This is a genomic window from Agrobacterium larrymoorei, from assembly GCF_013322225.1.
GTDB classification, from domain to species: Bacteria; Pseudomonadota; Alphaproteobacteria; order Rhizobiales; family Rhizobiaceae; genus Agrobacterium; species Agrobacterium larrymoorei_A.
Window position 1 is genome coordinate 76,339 of the sequence record NZ_JAAMFB010000003.1, and the last position, 17,689, is coordinate 94,027.

At 55.9% G+C, this 17,689-nt stretch carries 20 protein-coding genes and 1 tRNA gene; 4 read left to right on the plus strand and 17 right to left on the minus strand.

What is annotated here, in order from left to right:
* Positions 1 to 11: 11 nt before the first annotated feature.
* The 6 genes from G6L28_RS00770 to G6L28_RS00795 form a co-directional block, all read right to left on the minus strand.
* On the minus strand, positions 12 to 1,301 hold the full coding sequence (locus G6L28_RS00770; protein WP_174061871.1) for an AAA family ATPase: 1,290 nt from the start codon (positions 1,299 to 1,301) through the stop codon (positions 12 to 14).
* Between the two features lie 33 nt (positions 1,302 to 1,334).
* Entirely contained in the window at positions 1,335 to 2,009 is a 675-nt protein-coding gene (locus tag G6L28_RS00775; protein WP_174061872.1) for a CpaD family pilus assembly protein, read from the minus strand.
* Positions 2,010 to 2,023: 14 nt separating this feature from the next.
* Positions 2,024 to 3,619 (minus strand): type II and III secretion system protein family protein, encoded by a 1,596-nt coding sequence (locus G6L28_RS00780; protein WP_174061873.1) that lies wholly within the window; start codon positions 3,617 to 3,619, stop codon positions 2,024 to 2,026.
* Entirely contained in the window at positions 3,616 to 4,422 is an 807-nt protein-coding gene (gene cpaB / locus G6L28_RS00785; RefSeq protein WP_174061874.1) for a Flp pilus assembly protein CpaB, read from the minus strand. The genes G6L28_RS00780 and cpaB overlap by 4 nt, the downstream gene beginning before the upstream one ends.
* 133 nt (positions 4,423 to 4,555) lie before the next feature.
* Positions 4,556 to 5,065: an A24 family peptidase gene (locus tag G6L28_RS00790; protein ID WP_174061875.1), complete on the minus strand. Its 510-nt coding sequence runs from the start codon at positions 5,063 to 5,065 to the stop codon at positions 4,556 to 4,558.
* Between the two features lie 55 nt (positions 5,066 to 5,120).
* The gene (locus tag G6L28_RS00795) at positions 5,121 to 5,303 is read right to left on the minus strand and encodes a Flp family type IVb pilin (RefSeq protein WP_174061876.1); all 183 of its coding nucleotides are present in this window, start codon (positions 5,301 to 5,303) and stop codon (positions 5,121 to 5,123) included.
* A gap of 427 nt (positions 5,304 to 5,730) precedes the next feature.
* Between G6L28_RS00795 and G6L28_RS00800 the strand changes: the two genes are divergently transcribed.
* Positions 5,731 to 6,147: a pilus assembly protein N-terminal domain-containing protein gene (locus G6L28_RS00800; protein WP_174061877.1), complete on the plus strand. Its 417-nt coding sequence runs from the start codon at positions 5,731 to 5,733 to the stop codon at positions 6,145 to 6,147.
* 337 nt (positions 6,148 to 6,484) lie between these two features.
* On the opposite strand, the gene G6L28_RS00805 is transcribed toward G6L28_RS00800, so the two are convergent.
* Positions 6,485 to 6,571: transfer RNA gene (locus tag G6L28_RS00805), tRNA-Leu, on the minus strand.
* A gap of 291 nt (positions 6,572 to 6,862) precedes the next feature.
* Complete coding sequence (locus G6L28_RS00810) at positions 6,863 to 7,174, minus strand: SelT/SelW/SelH family protein (RefSeq protein ID WP_174061878.1); 312 nt, start codon at positions 7,172 to 7,174, stop codon at positions 6,863 to 6,865.
* A gap of 117 nt (positions 7,175 to 7,291) precedes the next feature.
* Here G6L28_RS00810 and G6L28_RS00815 point away from each other — a divergent pair, with 117 nt between their 5' ends.
* On the plus strand, positions 7,292 to 7,741 hold the full coding sequence (locus tag G6L28_RS00815) for a DoxX family protein (RefSeq protein ID WP_174061879.1): 450 nt from the start codon (positions 7,292 to 7,294) through the stop codon (positions 7,739 to 7,741).
* 38 nt (positions 7,742 to 7,779) lie between these two features.
* On the opposite strand, the gene hutC is transcribed toward G6L28_RS00815, so the two are convergent.
* The gene (hutC, locus tag G6L28_RS00820; RefSeq protein WP_174061880.1) at positions 7,780 to 8,517 is read right to left on the minus strand and encodes a histidine utilization repressor; all 738 of its coding nucleotides are present in this window, start codon (positions 8,515 to 8,517) and stop codon (positions 7,780 to 7,782) included.
* A gap of 274 nt (positions 8,518 to 8,791) precedes the next feature.
* Here hutC and G6L28_RS00825 point away from each other — a divergent pair, with 274 nt between their 5' ends.
* Positions 8,792 to 10,030 carry a TadE/TadG family type IV pilus assembly protein gene (locus G6L28_RS00825; RefSeq protein WP_174061881.1) on the plus strand — a complete coding sequence of 413 codons (1,239 nt, stop codon included), beginning with the start codon at positions 8,792 to 8,794 and terminating at the stop codon, positions 10,028 to 10,030.
* 3 nt (positions 10,031 to 10,033) lie between these two features.
* On the opposite strand, the gene G6L28_RS00830 is transcribed toward G6L28_RS00825, so the two are convergent.
* From G6L28_RS00830 to rirA, 6 genes are all read right to left on the minus strand, one after another.
* Positions 10,034 to 10,774, minus strand: coding sequence for an ABC transporter permease (locus G6L28_RS00830; RefSeq protein WP_174061882.1), 741 nt, complete (start codon positions 10,772 to 10,774; stop codon positions 10,034 to 10,036).
* The gene (locus G6L28_RS00835; protein WP_174061883.1) at positions 10,771 to 11,709 is read right to left on the minus strand and encodes an ABC transporter ATP-binding protein; all 939 of its coding nucleotides are present in this window, start codon (positions 11,707 to 11,709) and stop codon (positions 10,771 to 10,773) included. The genes G6L28_RS00830 and G6L28_RS00835 overlap by 4 nt, the downstream gene beginning before the upstream one ends.
* Entirely contained in the window at positions 11,706 to 12,884 is a 1,179-nt protein-coding gene (locus G6L28_RS00840; protein ID WP_174061884.1) for an ABC transporter permease, read from the minus strand. The genes G6L28_RS00835 and G6L28_RS00840 overlap by 4 nt, the downstream gene beginning before the upstream one ends.
* 24 nt (positions 12,885 to 12,908) lie before the next feature.
* A complete protein-coding gene (osmF, locus tag G6L28_RS00845; protein WP_174061885.1) occupies positions 12,909 to 13,820 on the minus strand; it encodes a glycine betaine ABC transporter substrate-binding protein OsmF in 912 nt (303 codons plus the stop codon).
* A 149-nt stretch (positions 13,821 to 13,969) separates the two neighbouring features.
* On the minus strand, positions 13,970 to 15,010 hold the full coding sequence (locus G6L28_RS00850; protein ID WP_174061886.1) for an AbrB family transcriptional regulator: 1,041 nt from the start codon (positions 15,008 to 15,010) through the stop codon (positions 13,970 to 13,972).
* Positions 15,011 to 15,141: 131 nt separating this feature from the next.
* Entirely contained in the window at positions 15,142 to 15,618 is a 477-nt protein-coding gene (gene rirA / locus G6L28_RS00855; protein ID WP_174061887.1) for an iron-responsive transcriptional regulator RirA, read from the minus strand.
* A gap of 174 nt (positions 15,619 to 15,792) precedes the next feature.
* Here rirA and G6L28_RS00860 point away from each other — a divergent pair, with 174 nt between their 5' ends.
* A complete protein-coding gene (locus tag G6L28_RS00860; RefSeq protein ID WP_174061888.1) occupies positions 15,793 to 16,836 on the plus strand; it encodes an extracellular solute-binding protein in 1,044 nt (347 codons plus the stop codon).
* A 39-nt stretch (positions 16,837 to 16,875) separates the two neighbouring features.
* On the opposite strand, the gene G6L28_RS00865 is transcribed toward G6L28_RS00860, so the two are convergent.
* A complete protein-coding gene (locus G6L28_RS00865; RefSeq protein ID WP_174061889.1) occupies positions 16,876 to 17,232 on the minus strand; it encodes a hypothetical protein in 357 nt (118 codons plus the stop codon).
* The gene (locus G6L28_RS00870; RefSeq protein ID WP_174061890.1) at positions 17,195 to 17,674 is read right to left on the minus strand and encodes a Panacea domain-containing protein; all 480 of its coding nucleotides are present in this window, start codon (positions 17,672 to 17,674) and stop codon (positions 17,195 to 17,197) included. Before G6L28_RS00870 ends, G6L28_RS00865 begins: the two co-directional genes overlap by 38 nt.
* Between the last annotated feature and the right edge of the window lie 15 nt (positions 17,675 to 17,689).

Sequence of the window (17,689 nt, forward strand, 5' to 3'; positions counted from 1 at the left end):
AACTTCAGAGGCTATTTGCGCTTCAGTATGTCCATGAACTTGGCCACTCCGGCCTTCTTGATCTTGCGTGACGAGGAACGTCCCGTAACGATGTGGGAAAGCTGCGAAATGGTTTCCGCAATCGGTGATTTGGCATCGATTTCGCTGATCATCCGACCGCTATTCGCAGCATTTCCAAACAGCTGCACTTCGAAAGGAATGATCGCGACCGGCTCGATTTCCAGCGGCTCGAAGAAATCGGATGGCGTGATTTCCGGGCGTTTGGGGATGCCGACCTGGTTGAGAACCAGATGCGGCACCTTGTCATTGGGCCGAAGCTTCTTCAGTGCATCCAGAAGGTTCTTGGTGTTTCTGAGGTTGGCGAGATCCGGCACGGCGGTAATCACAACCTCATCGGCTTCCGCCAGGACGGTCTGCGTCCAGTCAGACCAGATATGCGGAACGTCCAGAACGGCAACGGGCGCGCTGCGTTGCAGAAGTTCCAGAATCGGCTGAAAAGCATTGCGCTCGAAGTCGTAAGCGCGGTCCAGAAGCGATGGCGCTGCCAAAAGCGACAGATGCTCCGAACATTTGGTCAGCAGACGGTCGAGGAAAACTTCATCCAGCCGTTCAGGCGCGAAAACCGCTTCGGCAATGCCTTGTGCTGGGTCTTGGTCGAAGTCGATATTGGCCGTGCCGAAGGGCAGGTCCAGATCGGCCAGAATGGTTTCCGTCGAAAACAGCGTGGAGATGCCGAAGGCGCAGTTATGCGCAATGGTGGAGGAGCCGACGCCGCCCTTTGCGCCGATGAAGGCGATGTTGCGACCGAGCGGCTCTGCTTCAGGGTCAACGAATATCGCCGATATCGAGCCAAGGAGATCAGTCATCCCGACCGGTGCCACGAGATATTCGGAGATGCCGTTGCGAATCAAATCCCGGTAAAGCGCGATGTCGTTGTATCGGCCAATGATGATGACGCGAGTGGACGGGTCGCAGACCTCCGCAAGCGGGGTCAGGTCATTAAGCAGCGTCGATGGTTCTCGGTCCGTCTCCAGAACGATGAGATTGGGCGTGGCGCTCGAAGAAAACATGCTGGCCGCCGCGTCGATCTCGCCATTGGTCACGCGTAGGCTGACCTTGTTCATGCGGCGGTCGCTGGCAAGCCTCTCCATCACCCTCTGCATGTTCTCGCTCTGGCAGAAAGCATGAATGGAGATACGCGGCAAAGGTCTCAGGCTGTCCAGATCGCCCGGACGCAACACGTCCTCGGCCGGGGAGAAGGCCGTATCCTGACGCCTGATCTCATATTCCACAGGGCTCATATCACTTCCCGTTACCGTGAGCGTAAATCATGTTCAGTCTTCCTTGGTCGCCGTGTTCTCGCCAGCGCGGTAGTTGCCGATGACGACGGAGCGGCGCTCGGCATCGATCGGGCTCATGCCACGCGGCCCGGTCAGGTCCATCGGATTGGCGATCTGGGCTGCAAGATTGTTCTGAGAGGCGCAGCCGAAATTGTACCAGTTTTTGTTGGAGTAGGTGTTGTTGGACAGGTCTTCCGGCCATTGACCGCACTGGCCGGTCATCGCCGTCACCGCCACATAGGCGAGCCGGATCGGTGCTGCATCGCCATAGGGTGCCGCCGCATAATGGGTCTCGACGATCTTGCCCGCAGGTACGCCGGACGAGGCGAGAACAGAGCGGATCTGGCGCTTGAGGATGGAGGCAGAGGCGGAATTGGCGGAGCCGTTCGGAACCTGAATCTGCACGACGCTGGAGGAGGTTGCCGCATAGCTCTGGGCAAAGCCCTTGATGTTGTCGGCCATGGCAACCGTCAGCCGGTTGTCACCGGCAGATACCGGCACGTCTAGCGAATGCTGCGCCTCCGAAAGTGTGATCGGGTGACGGGTGCGATAATCGTCGGGAATCGCGCCCGTGGTGCGCGGATCTTTCGCGCAGCCCTGCAATGCCGCTAGTGCCAGCACAGCGCAGGCGAGTGTGGAAGCGCGCATGGTCAAAGCGAAAGGTTTCATCTGGCGTGTCTTCATCATTTGTAGATAAACCCTACGGAACCCTGATAAGGCTGTGTTTGAACCTGCTGCCGGTTGCTGTTTCCGTACACCTTGTTCACGCGGTTCATGAAATACATGGCCGCATCGGCCTCCGGGTTGAAGTTGTCATCCGGCCGGGCGATCTGGTTGCGGGCAACGGGGCGTACGAGATAGGGCGTGGCGATGATCACCAGTTCCGTCTCGTTGCGCATGAAATCCTTGCTTCGGAAAAGGGTGCCGAGAACCGGGATCTTGGAAGCACCTGGCAGACCTGATACCGCTTGGCGCACATTATCCTGCACCAGACCTGCAATGACGATGGAGCCACCGGAAGGCAGTTCGACGCTGGTCGATGCTTCGCGCTTACGGATCGCCAGATAGGTGCTGCCCGGCACGGCGCGCGTATTGCCGTTGCCGGAAACCACGCTGCCTTCATAGGTCGGCTCGGAAACATTCGTTTCGATCTTGAGGCTGATGCGACCGGGAGAAAGCACGACCGGCCTGAAATTCAGCTCGATACCGTATTCCACGGTATCCGTCTGGCGCGTGACTGTCGGCTGTCCGGCATTGTCGAATGTAACGTTCTGCACACCGGCAAGACGGAAATCGCCACCGACATAGAATTTGGCCTGCTCGCCGGAGATCGCCGTCAGGCTGGGTTCAGCCAGCGTGCGCATCACGCCCGCCTGCTCCATGGCATTGAAAAAGCTCGACAAGGCCACTTTGCCTATTGTCCCTGCGACGTTGCCTGTTCCAGCGATGCCGATAGCGTTGCCCAGATTGGCGGGGTTAGAGAAGGATACGGTGCCGCCAAAATCGCTGCCACTGCCGCTGATCGAGCCATTGAACCCAAGCTGCTTCAGCACCTGCCTGCTGACCTCGGCCACGGTGACCTTCAGCGTGACCTGGTCTTCGCCTTCGATGGTCAGCATGTTGACGATGGAGGAGCGCTGCCGGTCTTCGGCAAAGATCGCCACGGCACCATCGCCATTACTCTGACTGGTCTCGGTGATGTTGCGGGTGGTTGCTTCACCGCCGCGCAGGAAGGCGGTGGCAAGCTGCACGGCGCGCGCCGAATCCTGCGGCGTGCGAACACTGCCCGATAGCACGATGTTGTCCGATACGATTTCGACGCGAATGTCCGATTCCGGAATGAAGCGACGCAGGTTCGCCTCAAGCCCGGAAATATCGCGCTCCACTTCCAGATCGAGGCTGACGATTTCTTCGCCCTGCGCGCCGAAAATGAAGATATTCGTCTGGCCGACGGACTTGCCGAACAGATAGATGCGGCGCGATGTGCGCGTCACGGCATCCGCCATGCTGGGGTCTGCGACCAGAATGTCATGGGCATCGGTCGGCAGGTCCACGACCAGCGCCTTGTTGAGACCAAGCTTTACGCGCTTGCGAATACCGGTTCCGCTTTGGCTGATCCGGACGATGCTCGCGCTTTGTGCAAGCGCTTCCGAGGTGCCGAGAGCGGCGGGCATGTAACCGCCGGGCAGACCGGAGAATGCGATGCAAAAGGCAATGCCCCCGGTGATCGAGGAACGTGCGCCATTTCTGAAACGCTTCAATGTCGTGGTCTTTCTCATCGCGATGCCCCCTGTCCTTCACGCACGATGGAGCCGGACTTGATGACCTGGATTTCCGGCTGGCCGGAGCCGCCATTCAGGAGATATTCGGCTGCCGGAAGGTCACTGTCTCCCGCATCGGCAACGGAACGAAGTGCCAACGTCAGCCGGTCTGCCATCTGCTGCGCCACGGTAATGACCTTGGCCTGTTCGGGCGTCAGTTCCAGCGTGGCGGTTGCGCCGACGACGGAGGCGACACCATCCTCGCCTTCCTTGATCTGCTGATCGATAGCCAGAACGCGGACATTGTTCAGCACGTTCTCGGTCAGGAACGCGCCGCTTTCGCCCTTGCGCACCATGATGACATCCACCCGATCGTTCGGCAGCACGAAGCCGCCTGCACCGGTCGCTACGGAAATTTCCGTCGCAACCGCGCGTTTTCCGGCAGGCAGAAGCGCCGACATGATGCGCGTGCTGGAATCCACGACCTTTTCAGGACGCAGTGGCTCGCCTTCGAAAAGCGGCAGGCGGACGACCGCGCCGTTGAGCTCCGTGATGGCGTCGGGGCGTTTCGTCTCAGTCACGAAACTTTCCGTCACGCTGCCCTGAGGCCAGGGTGCCCAGTGAACGGAGCTTGCGTTCAGGCGGCTGCCGACGGGAAGGTTAATGGACGAGACGAGAACATTGACCGTCGGTTCTTTCTGAATGATCGCTTCTGCCTGCTCCATCACCTGTTGCGGTGAGGAAATCTGCATGGCCAGAAGCCCCGCCAGCCCAGCGGCCACGATGGCAACAGAAAGAATGATAACACGCGACGGTTTCATGCCAGGCCCTTGAACGAGTCAGAATCTCTGCCCGCAAGATGGCCCGCTATTGGTGTAATTATGGTTAATAAAATCTCTTCGTTACTGGTTAATCAGAAATAAACGAGATTTTCCTTGTGGGTCTACTTGGACCTCAAAGAAGGGATTGCATCGCAGCCTGAACGATAGGTGCTTCAGGGTAGGTCAAAAGCCCGGCGATGGCGATGGCGATGCCGTAAGGGACTTTCTTCGCGACGAGTAACGAGTCCGGAATGGGAAGACCGCTGGCCATGATCTCCTGCGAACGAGAGCGTAGCAAGAGGATCGCGATGGTGAGTAGACCGCCGATGACGGCGACCGAAACCATGAAGCCCGCAAGCGATATATTGAAACCGAACCAGACTGCCGATGCCGTCAAAAGCTTCGCGTCGCCGCCACCCATCACATTCAGGGCAAACAGCGCGAAGCATGCGGTGAAAACGACGAGACCGGCAACGAGGCTCATGCCGATTGTCTGCCATTCCATGCCCGTGAGAGGTGCGATTACAAGATACGATCCAATTAACGCTACAGATACCCTGTTTGGTATCGTCATTGTTAGAAGATCATTTATTGCTGCGAAAGTGAGGCACAGTGGGAGGATCAATAAAATAAAAAATGTCATTTATCCTCCCAGTAATTTGTTTCTTGAGCGCGTTAAGGCAGCACTCGGTAAAACTTTACTTTGGTGCGGCGCTGATATTCAGGTAAGTTGAAATATTATTAAACTGGGTGCTCAACGAAGTTCCAAGAGTCTGCGCGCCAGTAATAATAGCAACAGAAATGAGGGCTGCGATAAGGCCGTATTCGATTGCCGTCGCGCCGGACTCATCTTTCATGAAACGAGCGAAAATCTTGGTCATGCGGGTATCTCCTAAACTCTGTGATTGTTGTTCAGCACTCCGACAACTGTTTTTCGTTGTTCGGTTGTCCCCAAATTACAGAGTCGCAATTTCCAAGCGCTTAATAAATGCTCTTAATTTTGTGTTAAAGGCAGCATCCCAGATGCATGGTAAACGAATTTAATCAGTATTAATTCCATTTTTATTAATCTGCTGAAAGTCCTGATAATAAAGGCATCGCTATATATTATTGTTCTGTTGCCTGTCTCACAGTGCGGCACAGGAGCTGTCCTAATTTGGTTCGGTACGCCGCGGCGTAAGCATTGGTGAATTGTGCCGTTTACCCTTCCGCGCAAGTGTCGCGGGATTAAATCTTCATTCACCAATAACGGGCATTGTGGCGGGGACGTTACGCGCTTGCGCATATCCACAAAGGTTCACGGAACGCATGTCTTTCTCCCTGGCAAAAATAGCGGGCGTATTGGCGATTGTTGCAGCAATGCCGGTCACCGGCCTGGCTGCGGAGGAGGATATGTTACGGGTTTCCATGAACCATGCACGTGTGCTGAAGCTGGATCGCCCTGTCAGCAAAGTCATCATCGGCAACGCCAAGGTGGCAGATGCTACGGTTGCAGATGCCACGACCATCGTGCTGACTGGTCGCAGTTTCGGAACCACCAACCTCGTTCTGCTCGATGCGCAGGGAAACGCTATCGTGGATGAGCGTGTGCTCGTCTCCATCGACGAGGGCAACACGGTACGCGTGTTCCGCCAGACTGCTCGAACAGTCCTGTCCTGTACGCCAAACTGCGAAGAGCATTCCCAAAACGAAGGCGCCGCTGGCGCCGCCCTTGCGGGCCAGTAAATTTCTCGCCCAGCAATTTCGCTTCCCTTGAAGAAAGCCTTCAGACCCCGTGAGTGAAACAAGCTCAACGAAGAGCCCAACTTTTTTCCGTCGCACACAGATTTTCGTTTCGGAAAACGTCGGACAAGAAACACTGGATTACGGGAGAAAGCCGGACGGTGACAGACACGCGTTCAGACGCAAACATATCCAGCGAATGAGTGCCAAGCAGACAGATGAAACAAAGTTTGAGCCAAGCAAAACAGCCTGAAGGCGTGCAACAATCTCCGCCCCGAAGGGGAAGTTTATGCATCTATTTTTCTGTAAGTTATTGATCTGGCAAGGATCAAATAAGGAATGGTGCCCAGAAGAGGACTCGAACCTCCACACCCTTTCGAGTACCAGCACCTGAAGCTGGCGCGTCTACCAATTCCGCCATCTGGGCGACGAGGAGCCATGTACGGGGGGAGGCGTTCGGTGTCAACAGCCATTTTGAAGTTTTGTGACGATTGTTGTTTTTAAAAGGAAAAAACTTCTAGCGCTCGCGTAGGGCGAGATGGTGATGATGAATCAGAACTGGTTCATGGGCGGCATGTCGTCGATTCGAAGCCGGACAAAGCACTGGTCGCGAGTCCGCTTTAAAAAGGCTGGGGTGACGCACGTCAGAAGCCGCGCGCTTTCAACCGGTTCTCCCGCTTACGAAAGCGATGCCGATTTCAAAACGATAGCTGTCGTTTCAGCTATCGAGCCCTTCATTTGTCGTCCGGTCGAGATGGCCTAGATCCCGTTCAGGGTCGATTGCGTTGCGCAGGCGTTGTTTGAGTTCCTTCGGTCCTGGAAAGCCGCCGTCGCGCTTGCGTTCCCACAAAGTCTCACCGTCTAGCAGGATTTCGAAACGTCCTCCCGTTGCCGGAACGAGGGAGACCTCGGCCAGATCGGTCGAGAAGGTGCTCAACAGTTCCTGCGCCATCCAAGCAGAGCGTAGGAGCCAGTTGCACTGCGTGCAGTAGATGATCGCCACGCGGGGCTTGGTGCTGGTTTCGGTCATGATGCCTCCATCTCTCACAAAAATATTACTCGAATTCTCATCTTTTCGGCAAATGTCCGCTTGTGTTCAAAATGCGATTTTCGCAGAAGTTTTGCATTGCAATCTTCGGAGTTTTCTATGGCCAATACTGAAATTTCCCGCGCGCGCCTGATTGTACCGGCTGTCGCGCCTATTTATACCAGCACTCATGAATTGGTGGAAACGATCCTGCGTGTCGTCGCTGGCGTTCTTCTTGTGACGCATGGTTTCGGCAAAATCACCAATCCCTTCGGTGCTGTTGGCATGGTGGAAAGCCTTGGCTTCTATCCTGGCGTCTTCTGGTCGCCACTTCTGGCTGCAACGGAATTCTTTGGCGGTATCCTGGTCGCTATCGGTCTTATGACCCGTCCGGCCTCCATAGCGGCATTCATTGTCCTGCTGGTTACGGTCTATTTCCATTGGATCGTCAAGGCTGAAGGTCTTGCAGGTGCCGAGAAGTCCATTCTCTGGGCTGCAATCTTCCTGTTCTTCGCAATCCGTGGCGGTAACTCTCATTCCGTCGACGCAAAGCTGCGCAGAGTATTTTAATTTATTGTCATTTCGACCTCTCCCTTTGCGGGGAGAGGTCACCCCTGTGATGTGGTGGGCAAAAATTGTGCGACGAGTTCGTGACGTTCACCGGGATACGTTACGGTGACGTGCGTAATATAGGTCTGGCCGTTCCAGGTTCTTCGCTCTATCACAAGGCAGGCAGTGCCTATCGGGATAGCAAGTGCTCCCGCCACGCGCCGGTCTGCCGAAATCGCACGGATGCGGTGTTCAGCGGCACTCCACGGCACCTTCTGCAAAAGCCATGTGCCCGGGCCTATGAGCAGGAAATCAGCGTCTTCCGCTTCCGGCACGGAAGACACATTGATCACACGCTCTTCCAGGCAGAAGGGAACATTGCCCGTGAAGTGGCGACATGTCACTGCCAGTATCTTTGCGCCTTGCTTGACGTTGAGCCTCGCCCGGTCCTCGGAGGTTGCCTTGCGTAGTTCTCGATGATCCAGCCTGTAGCCATAGGCAAGACCCATATCCTGCACTTCTCGCTGGATGTCGTGAATTTCAAGAACGGCGGATTGTCCATGCGGCTGCGTGACAAAGCTGCCGGAGCGGCGACGGCGCTCGATCAGACCTTTTTTGACCAGCTCCGTCAGGGCCTTGTTCACGGTCATGCGTGAGCAGTCGTATTCCTGAGTCAGTTCGTGCTCGAAAGGAATGCGATAACCCGGCGGCCATTTGCCCGAGAGAATACGGCCCTCGACATCGCTCATGATGCGTTCATGCAAGGACTTTTCCGGCATAACCCCAGCTTCAGTCATTCAGTTCGCCCTGTTTAAGGATCGCGTGATATCACCGCGATCCAAACTTATCCATGGCATGACGCGCTACTGCACGGCAATCGGCCACCGCATCGTCACGTGCTTTGCGAAAAGACGGGTAGAGACGTGCCGTTAGAGAGAAAATCGATCGCTTAAAAGTCTAGCGATACTGTTCAGCAAATCTTTGCCATGCGGATTCCTGAAAAATTAATGAATGAAAACTACAAATAATAACAGGGTATTATTGTTATGTGCGAAAATGGTGCTGTGGCGAATGCGTTATGAACAGAAGTGGCCGATATCGAAACGGCGTCTACAGATCCAGCACTGCCGTGGTGGGAATTTTGGAATGCTGGCGGCGTTGATGATGCCCGTTCTGCTGGTCGCGGCGGGTGGTGCCGTTGACGTTTCGAATGCCTTTTCTGAGAAGGCCCATCTGCAGGAGAAGCTCGACGCCGGTGTTATCGCAGCGGCAGCGAAGGGAACGGCTGAGGCCCAGCGCTCCGAAATCGAGAATTTTTTTGGTGATTTGGTCGATGACGATGGCAACAAGATCGATTTGAGACAGGCGGTCTCGGTCTCGTCCAATACCGATGGCAGCGTCACGGGCGGCTTTCAATCGCAATTCAAACCGACATTTCTTCCGCTGATCGGGATGGATACGATGCCGATTTCGGTCTCTTCCACTGCGATCGCGCCAAAGGCCAAGGCATCTGGTGCGTGCATCTACGTTTTGGGCAACAAAAGCCAGGCGGTACTGATCAATTCCGGTGCGAATGTGAAGGCGGAAAATTGCGGCGTGGACGTGCAGTCCGTCAGCAATCCGGCCTTCATCATGAACAGCGGCTCAACCATCGACACGTCGCGCTTTTGCGTGAAGGGCAAACAGTACATCAAGAACGGAGGCACGCTGACAAATCTACAGGTCGGTTGCGACGCCGCGCCGGATCCGTTCGCGGGCAAATTTACGGAGCCGAAGCTCCCGGCAACCTGCACAAACAGCGGCACGAAGGATGGCCAGACCGTTTCCATGAAGCCGGGCATGCATTGCGACGTGACCTTCAACGGCAGCCCCACCATCACCTTCGAACCCGGCCTGCACATCATCAAGGGCCGCATGATCATCAACAGCAATGCCAAGGTGACCGCGGAAGGCGTGACCTTCTACTTCCCGGATGTCGATAGCGAAATCCGCGCCAATGGCGGCCTCTCCTTCAAGGCGACCGCGCCGACCAGCGGTGCTTACAAGGGTATTCTGATGTTCGAAAAGACCAGCGGCTCTGCCGTCGGCTCGAATACGCGGCAGTATATTTTCAACGGCTCGAAGGGTGAGACGCTGGAAGGCGTGATTTACCTGCCCAACCGCGATGTCACCTACAACTCCACCACCAATCAGGCGAACAGGATTGCGCTCGTGGTCAACACCATGATCGTCAACTCTGCCAACTGGTTATTGAGACCATATGACGGGCTGGAAAGTAGCGCTAAGGGCGTCGCAAGGCTGGTGAAGTAACAATCAGCGGCCTGTTCGCCGGGCCGCTTTCCTTTCAAGCATCGACAGCCAGCTATGGATCAGAACAGCAAGTGCGGCAACGATCAGTCCCCCTTGAAGGATGAAGGCAAGGTTGTTGGATTGCAGCCCGGCGATGATCACTTCGCCCAGGGTCCGCGCCGCAACCGTTGAGCCTATGGTAGCGGTGGAAAGGCTGATAACTGCAGAGAGACGAATGCCGGCAAGAATGGCGGGCAGGGCGAGCGGCAGCTCCACCCGCATTAGTCGTTGAAAACCGGTCATGCCAACACCTCTCGCCGCCTCCATGATCGAAGGCGGAAGTGTTGTCAGGCCTGTCAGCGTGTTTTCGAAAATCGGCAGAAGTGCATAAAGAAACAGCGCAATCAGCGTCGGTTTCTGACCAAATCCCATGATCGGTACGGCAAGCGCCAGCACGGCGACGGGTGGAAAGGTCTGACCGATATTGACGATGCTACGGGATAGCGGCAGGAATTCGCGGCCGAATGGACGGCTGACCAGAATGGCAAGCGTCCCGGCAATCAGGATCGCGGCACCCGTGGCAATGGCAACGATCGAAAGGTGCGATATCGTCAGCGAGAGCAGGTTCGCCTGGGTATAGATCGCAGGCGCATTGGTCTGGGCGAGAGGCCTGAACAGTGGCGCGAAAAACTCCGGCTGGATCACGAAAGCAATCAGCAAGACGGTAAGAGCTAGGAGAAGCGTGGGAGCTATCAGCCTTTTCATGAAGCGCCAGCGGCCCGTTGAAGCAAGGTTTCCCGGCGGATGCGGCCACGCCGCTGCCCATCGTGTCCGATAACCGGCAGCAGGTCCCGCCCCGTCCACAGCATGGCCGAAAGCGCATCGCGTTGGCTCATACCTTCCGTCAAGGGCTCACCTTCCGCCTCTCCCGGCTCGATGATGTCCACAACGGTTCCGACTGAAAGCAGCCGCAACGGACGCTCCCGTTCACCGATCATCGTGCGCACGAAATCTGTGGCCGGTTTCAGCACCAGATCGGCCGGAGGGCCGTATTGCACGATTTTGCCTTTGTCCATCACGGCGATCCGGTCAGCCAGATGAAACGCTTCATCCATGTCGTGCGTGACGAGAACTATGGTGACGCCAAGCTGTTTCTGGATGACAAGAAGGTCGTCCTGGGCCTTGGCACGGATGATCGGGTCCAGCGCACCGAAAGGTTCATCCATCAGCAGAATGTTCGGTTCAGCCGCCAGCGCCCGCGCAACGCCCACGCGCTGCTGCTGCCCGCCGGAAAGTTCACTTGGAAAACGGGTTGCGTAAAGCGAGGGGTCCAGCTGGAACAGAGTAAGGAGCTCAGAAACCTTCGCATCGATACGAGCGCGCTGCCATCCAAGCAGTTCCGGCACGGTGGCGATATTCTGCGCAATGGTCCGGTGCGGAAAAAGCCCGTGTCCCTGAATGGCGTAGCCGATGCTGCGGCGAAGCTGGAATCCGGGAATGTCGAGAACATCCTTCCCGTCGATGCGGATGGTGCCGGAGGTTGGGTCGACCAGACGATTGATCATTCTCAATAGCGTCGTCTTGCCGGAGCCGGAGGTGCCGACGATGATGGTGATGCTGCGTGGCTCCACCCTCAACGATACATCGTCGACCACAGCCGCGTTGCCGTACCGCTTGGTCAGTTTTTCGATTTCGATCATGCGGCGGTTCCTCCACGCGAAAGCCTGCTGTCGATCAGCGCGTCCAGCAATATGGCGGCGGTAAAGCCAAGGATGACGGTGGGCATGGTGCCGAGCAGCACGAGATCCATTGCGGTCTGGCCTATGCCCTGAAAAACAAAGACGCCGAAGCCTCCGCCACCGATCAGTGCGGCGATCGTGGCAAGCCCGATATTCTGTACCAGCACGATGCGTATGCCGGTCAGAATGATGGGTAGGGCCAGCGGAAAATCTATCTTCACAAGGCGCTGCCAGCCTGTCATGCCAATACCCCGCGCCGCTTCCCGTACCGAGCGGGAGACACCGTCGAGCCCAACCACGGTGTTGGAGACGACCGGCAGCAACGAATAGAGAAACAGCGCCACGAAAGCAGGTGCCATGCCAATGCCGCGAATGCCCATTTCCGATGCGCCTGGAATATTGGCTGCAACCCAGCCGAGCGGTGCGATCAGCAGGCCGAACAGCGCGATGGAGGGTATTGTTTGCACGATGTTGAGCGTGTTGAGCACTCCGGAACGCAGCTTTTCAACGTTGTAACACAAGACGCCTAGAGGGATGCCTATCAGAGTGGCGGCAACCAGCGAACCAATGGCAAGCTGGACATGCCGTCCTGCCTCCGTCCAGAAAATATCTGCACGGCTTCGATACTCCTTCATGACTGAAAGATCATTCCACTGCCCGGACATGAGGACGATACCGACAACGGCCAACGCTGCGATTAACAGCAGGATGCGAACCGCTGGCCGAGGACTGAGCCTCGCTATGGCATCCGTGGCCATGGCCACCAGACCGGCAAGTAAAAGCCAGAAGCCGCTGGCGGGCGATACCCGGGCGTAGGTGTTTGCAGGCGGCGTCAGATAGGTGGCTGAGTGCCCGATAAAAAAGGCGAGAATTGCAAGCGCCGCGAAGGCGGCAATCAGTCGAAGTTTCGTATCCGTGCGAAACAGGGCGACAAGACCCGCAACAATGATCACGCACACCAACATGTAGCTTGCCGGAGAAGGCAATGCGTCGATCAGCCCGCGTGTTTCACCCTGGATAATACGGTTGGCACGAAAGCTGACGAAGGGGCTAAAAAATGCCGCGTATGTCAGAAGTGCAAAGACAAGAGCCCCGACTTTGTCGGGGCGTAATTCGAAGACTTGCCGGTTCCGCAAGGCGAGCTCCAACGTCACCGCCTCTTATTTTACGAAACCGTTTTTCGTCAGGAAGTCCAGTGCCACGGCCTTCGCCTGTTCTCCACCAACCTGCACTCGTCCGTTCAGTTCCTGCAGCGTTGCAAGATCAAGCTTTTCGAATACGGGCTTCAGGACTTTCTCGATATCGGGATGTTCCTTCAAAACGGCCTCGCGAATGATTGGCGCTGGCTGATACACCGGCTGGACGCTTTTGTCGTCCGCCAGAACCACGAGGCCTGAAGGCGCTATGCCGCCATCGGTGCCATAAACCATAGCCGCATTGGCGTTGTTGGTCTGGTTGGCTGCTGCCGCGATCGTGGCTGCCGTATCGCCGCCTGAAAGCGTGATGAGCTGGTCCGGCTTGAGCGTAAAGCCATAGGCCTTCTGAAACGCTGGCAGGGCCGCTGCCGAATTGACGAATTCCGAAGAGGCTGCAAGTACGGCCTGACCGCCGCCAGCTACATATTTGCCGAAGTCACTCAATGTCTTGAGGTTGTTCTTTTCCGCTACATCCTTGCGGACGGCGATACCCCAAGTGTTGTTGGCTGGGGATGGCGTCAGCCAGACGATTTTGTTGGCATCGTAATCGAGGGTCTTTGCTTCTTCATAAGCCTTCGTTGCATCTTTCCAGACTGGATCATCAGCCTTCTCGAAGAAGAAAGCGGCGTTTCCTGTGTATTCCGGGTAGATATCTATCTCGCCTGCCGTGATGGCCTTGCGCACGACCGGCGTCGCGCCGAGCTGGATGCGGTCCGTGGTGGCGATGTTGTTGACGTTGAGAACAGACTGAATGATGTTGCCCAGCACACTGCCTTCTGTGTCGATCTTCGATGACACGACGACCTGCGCCTGCGCGATCGAAGCGTAAAGAGCAATTGCCAGCCCGGCTCCGGCCAGCTTCATCAAACGGTTCATGGGCGTCCTCCACTCGAAAAGGTGCAATGGGCTGGGCAATCCCGCGTCTGTCGATGCCAACAATGTAAGCGAATTGTCCCCGGTTCAGTGCGAAATAACGAAAACGAGAGCGAAATGGTTGCATTTGCTTTGGTAAATATGCGTCACGTTCAGGGGCGGGTGTTGCGGGCATCCTTGCCCAGCACGAAGGGCATCAACACCGCAAGAAACAGTAGACGCAGCACATGATGGGCGCCGACGTAGGCCGTGTCTGCGTGCATTATCACCGCCATCGCCGCCATGGTTTCCAGCCCGCCGGGAGAAAAAGCGATCATGACTGCATTCAGAGGAACGCCTGTTATCCGTGAAACGAGGGCGGCAATCAGAGATGCAACCAGCATAACCGCCACCGTCACCACGCCACCTGCGAGAAAAGCTTTCTTCATGTCCCGCAAGGAGGCGCGAGAAAAGCGCGTTCCTATCATGCTTCCAAGCACAACATAGGTCGGGATGCTCAGCCAGTTCGGCACGCCACCCGTCGTCAGACCGGTTATGTGCGTGGAGATGGAGACGGCAACGCCACCCAGCAAAAGGGCGGCGGGGAAGCGCCAGCGCAGAAAAAGCGCACCGAGGCCAAGCGAGGCGAGGATGGTTGCGCCCAGAACCGTCAGCGGCATAGGCGGCGGCAGGATCGAAGGCTCTGCACTGATGAGGTCGAAATATTCGACGATGAAGGGAACAGCGAGCGTCAGGATAAGGACGCGTACGCTTTGGATGACGCTGACGGTTGCCAGATCGCTTTTGGTTTCCGCTGTCAGGCTGATGATATAGCTCAGATGTCCCGGCGATGCGCCAAGCATGGCGGTCGTGTGGTCATAACCGAAGGCGAATCTCAAAATCCAGTACGCGACATAAAGCAGGACGACGATGGCGCCGATCACGGCAATGAAGCTGAAGGGCCATGTCTTCGCGGCATCGATGACCTGCGGAGTGATGTTGGTGCCCATGGAAACGCCGACGACCACGAAGGCTGCGTTACGGATCAATACCGGCACTGCAAGCTTCAGGCCCAGTAGGCCCGCAAATGTAACGGCAAGTGCGGGGCCGCACAGAAAGGGGGCGGGCAGGCCAAGCGCCGAACCCGCTAGAGCCCCCAGCCCGCCGATGATGGCGGTGAGGACGAAGTTACGGAGTTCCGGCTTGATGATCATGGCATGGGCATAGAAGAATCGTCATGCCTCATCACTGCGCCTTTTTCCGCCGGACGGTCAACCGTCCGCTTAAAAAGAAAAACCCGCGAGCGATTGCGCGCGGGCTCATAGAATAAAGGTGCCGGTGGGTATCAGGCTGCAGCGACTGGCGCCGGACGCATCTTCGGCATTTCGGTTTCGAGGCCGAGCAGGAAACCAATCTGAGGACGCGCTTTGACCAGATCGTCGATGGAATATTCCGCGAGCACATCGAAGAACGCATTCAATGCCTTGCGCAGCGCAGAATTGAGGCCGCAGCTATCGACCAGCGGACACTCCACCGCGCCGTCTTCGAAACATTCCGCCATGGCGAAGCTCTCTTCCGTGACTTTCACGACATCGAAAAGGCTGATTTTTTCAGCCGGCCTGCCAAGCTTGACGCCGCCATTGCGACCACGAACCGTTTCAACCAGACCGGCTTTGGTCAAAGGCTGGAGGATTTTGAAAAGAAAAAGTTCGGAAACGCCATAAGCTTTCGCGATTTCAGGAATTCGGCTCAAATGGCCGTCATTGGCGGCACAGTACATCAACATGCGGACGGCGTAGTTGGTCTGTTTGGTCAAGCGCATGCTGATCTCCTAACTCCTGTATTGTGGAGTTATATAGTCGGTTTTTTAGTTTAGAACAATTCCAGAAATGAAAAATCTTTAAGACTTTTCTTAATCGTAAAATTGCCCCGTTGACCGGCCATTGAAATTCATGAACAAACAGGTCAAGTATCCAATCTATCCGAGGTTCGCCCCATGGCAAGCGTGAAATGTGCAATTCTTGCGATTGTGACGACCGCACCCTTTATCTTTGGTGGAACCGCATGGGCGGATGGCGAGGTCAACGTCTATTCCTATCGCCAGCCGGAACTCCTCCAGCCGCTGCTGGACGCGTTTACCAAGGAGACCGGGATCGAGACCAATGTTCTCTTTCTCGACAAGGGTCTGGTCGAGCGAATTCAGGCAGAGGGCGTAAACTCGCCAGCCGACATTCTCTTGACGGTGGATATTGCCCGCCTTGTGGAGGCCAAGGAAGGCAAGGTCACGCAGCCTGTGCTGAACGATCCGGTGATTGAGAAGGATATTCCTGCGAACCTGCGCGATCCTGAAGGTGAGTGGTTCGGGCTGACGACGCGCGGGCGTGTCGTTTACGCCTCAAAGGAGCGCGTAGCGCAGAATGATATCACCTATGAAGAACTGGCCGAACCGAAGTGGAAGGGTAAGATCTGCATCCGTGACGGCCAGCATTCCTATAATATCGCGCTCTTCGCCTCGATGATCGCTCACTATGGGGTTGACTATACCCGTACCTGGCTGACCGGGCTCAAGAACAATCTGGCCCGCAAGCCGGACGGTACGGACCGAAGCCAGACGAAGTCAATCTATTCAGGCGAATGTGATATCGCGCTCGGCAACACCTATTATGTGGGCCTGATGCTGACCAACGAGCAGGAACCGGAGGAGCAGGTCTGGGCAAATTCCGTCAAGGTCATCTTCCCAAACGCGCAGGATCGCGGCACGCACGTCAATATATCCGGCGTGGCAATGACCAAATACGCGCCCAACAAGGAAAACGCTCTCAAGCTGATGGAATTCCTGGCTTCCGGTGAAGCGCAGGAAATCTACGCCAAGCAGGTCTTCGAGTATCCGGTTCTACCCGGCGCACAGCCATCAGACGTGGTGAAGGGCTTTGGGCCGATCAAGCCCGATACGCTGTCCCTCACCGAAATCGCCGCCTATCGGAAAAGAGCCTCCGAACTGGTGGACGAGGTCGGTTTCAACGATGGCTCGTCAAACTGATTATGTTGTCAAAAAAAGAAAGCCGACACCGTTACTTGGCTATCTGGAGTCTTTTGAGCCGAACAAATATCCGAGGGCCAACCCAACTGGCCCGAGCATCGTGGTTAGGATTTTATAGAACAACTCAAACTGTGTATCAAAATCGAACTTGAAAAACGCAATCATTACCAAGAGAAACGAGGCAAGAATGGACAGGGTTGCAACGTTGCCTGCTTTTTCTGGCCCGGTACCGACTAGCCATCCCATGAGGCCGCGCTGCATCTTGTGCATGCCTGCTTCATGATTGTTTTTTAATTCTGCAAGAGCCATCGCGTCCGGTTGTGGAACGGTTGGTACGACAGCTCTTGCGGTCTCTGGATCAATTAACGGCTGCTGCGGTGGTAGCTGATCTGACAAAGTAATCTCTAATCATAGAGTCGGGAATCTTGGAGAGGCCTTTGCGCTTAGCCAGATCCCAAGGTCCGCCAGTTTCGTGAGTCATCGTTGACAGATTCACTGCCGGTATACCAATGTATTTTTCCCAGGCAATATCGAGAGCCTGATATAGCGCTTTGTCCGAAGGGCTAACTACAAGCGGTCCTGTATCGCCGGGCTCAATAAGGTACGTTGTAACTGGACCAGAACCATACATTTTCAAGTCATGATACAAGTCTTCGACAACCGGTCCATAAGGCCAAACTTCGAAGTGCTTGTCGATGGCAGGGGTGCCATTAATAGCAAGATGCCAACCATGCGTATAAAAAAGCAACTTCTGGGCTTTCATGGGCGAGAAGTCTGTGCGGCCCTCTTTAAAGGCGCGCTGCAACAAGGTGTTTAACACATATCGTGTTTTATTCATCCAAGCGCCTCCTTT

Excerpts from the sequence above, each read along its gene's own strand:
- G6L28_RS00825 (WP_174061881.1), top strand. The coding sequence starts at position 8,792 with ATGCGTTATGAACAGAAGTGGCCGATATCGAAACGGCGTCTACAGATC.
- G6L28_RS00800 (WP_174061877.1), top strand. The coding sequence starts at position 5,731 with ATGTCTTTCTCCCTGGCAAAAATAGCGGGCGTATTGGCGATTGTTGCA.
- G6L28_RS00870 (WP_174061890.1), bottom strand. The coding sequence starts at position 17,674 with ATGAATAAAACACGATATGTGTTAAACACCTTGTTGCAGCGCGCCTTT.
- G6L28_RS00810 (WP_174061878.1), bottom strand. The coding sequence starts at position 7,174 with ATGACCGAAACCAGCACCAAGCCCCGCGTGGCGATCATCTACTGCACG.
- G6L28_RS00850 (WP_174061886.1), bottom strand. The coding sequence starts at position 15,010 with ATGATCATCAAGCCGGAACTCCGTAACTTCGTCCTCACCGCCATCATC.
- G6L28_RS00770 (WP_174061871.1), bottom strand. The coding sequence starts at position 1,301 with ATGAGCCCTGTGGAATATGAGATCAGGCGTCAGGATACGGCCTTCTCC.
- G6L28_RS00835 (WP_174061883.1), bottom strand. The coding sequence starts at position 11,709 with ATGATCGAAATCGAAAAACTGACCAAGCGGTACGGCAACGCGGCTGTG.
- G6L28_RS00780 (WP_174061873.1), bottom strand. The coding sequence starts at position 3,619 with ATGAGAAAGACCACGACATTGAAGCGTTTCAGAAATGGCGCACGTTCC.
- G6L28_RS00795 (WP_174061876.1), bottom strand. The coding sequence starts at position 5,303 with ATGACCAAGATTTTCGCTCGTTTCATGAAAGATGAGTCCGGCGCGACG.
- G6L28_RS00815 (WP_174061879.1), top strand. The coding sequence starts at position 7,292 with ATGGCCAATACTGAAATTTCCCGCGCGCGCCTGATTGTACCGGCTGTC.
- G6L28_RS00775 (WP_174061872.1), bottom strand. The coding sequence starts at position 2,009 with ATGAAACCTTTCGCTTTGACCATGCGCGCTTCCACACTCGCCTGCGCT.
- G6L28_RS00860 (WP_174061888.1), top strand. The coding sequence starts at position 15,793 with ATGGCAAGCGTGAAATGTGCAATTCTTGCGATTGTGACGACCGCACCC.
- osmF (WP_174061885.1), bottom strand. The coding sequence starts at position 13,820 with ATGAACCGTTTGATGAAGCTGGCCGGAGCCGGGCTGGCAATTGCTCTT.
- cpaB (WP_174061874.1), bottom strand. The coding sequence starts at position 4,422 with ATGAAACCGTCGCGTGTTATCATTCTTTCTGTTGCCATCGTGGCCGCT.
- rirA (WP_174061887.1), bottom strand. The coding sequence starts at position 15,618 with ATGCGCTTGACCAAACAGACCAACTACGCCGTCCGCATGTTGATGTAC.
- hutC (WP_174061880.1), bottom strand. The coding sequence starts at position 8,517 with ATGACTGAAGCTGGGGTTATGCCGGAAAAGTCCTTGCATGAACGCATC.
- G6L28_RS00830 (WP_174061882.1), bottom strand. The coding sequence starts at position 10,774 with ATGAAAAGGCTGATAGCTCCCACGCTTCTCCTAGCTCTTACCGTCTTG.
- G6L28_RS00790 (WP_174061875.1), bottom strand. The coding sequence starts at position 5,065 with ATGACATTTTTTATTTTATTGATCCTCCCACTGTGCCTCACTTTCGCA.